This is a genomic window from Micromonospora maritima (genome assembly GCF_902825405.1).
Classification (GTDB): domain Bacteria; phylum Actinomycetota; class Actinomycetes; order Mycobacteriales; family Micromonosporaceae; genus Micromonospora; species Micromonospora maritima.
Genome location: NZ_CADEAU010000900.1, coordinates 1 through 1,031, shown reverse-complemented (window position 1 = coordinate 1,031; position 1,031 = coordinate 1). Strand labels below are relative to the sequence as shown.

At 74.9% G+C, this 1,031-nt stretch carries 1 protein-coding gene and 1 pseudogene; both read right to left on the bottom strand.

Annotated features, from left to right (window positions below; genetic code table 11):
• A pseudogene (locus HUW36_RS33395) lies at nt 1-212 on the bottom strand (hypothetical protein); the annotation flags it as partial.
• A gap of 136 nt (nt 213-348) precedes the next feature.
• Entirely contained in the window at nt 349-1,008 is a 660-nt protein-coding gene (locus tag HUW36_RS33390; RefSeq protein WP_246248454.1) for a cellulose binding domain-containing protein, read from the bottom strand.
• Nucleotides 1,009-1,031: the final 23 nt, after the last annotated feature.

Below are 1,031 nucleotides of genomic sequence, written 5' to 3'. Positions count from 1 at the left end.
CGCCGCTCCGGCTCGCCGGTCCGCTCCGCGACCTCGACCCGGTCGGCGTCCGCGACCCGGTCGGCCTCGGCGGACCGCTCCGCCTCGCTGGCGGTCGCGCCGCTGCGGTACGTGGTCCGCGTCGCGTCCCGGTCGGTCACCACCGGCCGGTCGGCCGACGGGTCCGCGACGGTGTTCCCGTCGCGGGAGTCCACGACGCCGTCGCCGTTCACATCGGTATTCGACGCCGGAGGGTTCCGGCGGGACAGGATCTTCACGATGGCACCTCCTGATCCAGGCGCGGAGGCCGCGCATGACATGCAAGAGGTACCCAGGTGGGCGGAAATCGACACCCGTCGGCCGCTCCGGTCACCGCCCGCAGGCCGGCGTGATGCCGCCGGGCGCCGCGCCGGTCGCCACGAGCAGGCCGAACGTCGTCGAGCCACCCGGCGCCAGCGTCCCGTTCCACGGCGCGTTGCGGACCGTGACGTCCTGGCCGGACGCCTCCGCGACGCCGCCCCAGACCGACTGGACGCGCTCGTCGCCGGACCACCGCCAGGAGACGAGCCAGCCCGACATCGGCTCGGTCCCGTCGTTGCGCACCGTGACCGTGGCGACGAAGCCGCCGCCCCACCTGCTGTCGACCGTGACCGTGGCGGTGCAGGACGACGACGTCCGCGCCGGCCCGCCGATCACGTACGGATCCCGGACGCCCGTGGTGTCGGCGAACCGGAACCAGTAGGCGGTGCCCGGGGTCAACCCGCCGACGGTCACCGTCCCCGAGCGTTCCGGCCCGGTCACGGCCTCGGCCACCGGATCGCGCCACTGCGCGGCGTCCTCGCGGCTGGTGAAGAGGCTGACGACCAGCGGCGGGTCGTAGCCGCAGGGCGGGCTGAGCAGCATCCAGTAGGTGATGGTGAGGCTGCTGGTGGTGGCACCGGTGACCTGGCCGCTGACCGGCAGCGCGGGCGGGCAGGTCAGCGTCGGGGCGGGCGTGGGCGTCGCCGCCGCGGCGGCGGGCGACGCCACGATGTAGACGTCCCGCTGAAACT